Here is a 223-nt window from a genome sequence, read left to right as displayed (position 1 = left end):
ATATAAATAGCATGAGGCTAAATTCCTAGTGCTAATATAAGAGAACCTTTTCTTATTAAGTGGTCCTTGCTAACAGAAATGATACTCATCTTGGCAAAGGGAGATAATGCATCTTGAATCATACTATCTTCATCAATAAGTGAGTCAAAGGTAGTAGTAGAGGTATTTAATTCTTTAAACTCCTTCGATAAGTATCGATATTGTTCTGATAAATCATATTTTC

General features: G+C 31.4%; 1 pseudogene. It reads right to left on the bottom strand.

What is annotated here, in order from left to right:
* Positions 1–17 precede the first annotated feature (17 nt).
* Positions 18–223 (bottom strand): annotated as a pseudogene (locus tag AAC854_RS23875) (hypothetical protein); the annotation flags it as partial.

The sequence above is a fragment of the Xenorhabdus entomophaga genome (assembly GCF_037996725.1).
Classification (GTDB): domain Bacteria; phylum Pseudomonadota; class Gammaproteobacteria; order Enterobacterales; family Enterobacteriaceae; genus Xenorhabdus; species Xenorhabdus khoisanae.
This window is presented reverse-complemented; position numbering and strand designations above follow the sequence as displayed.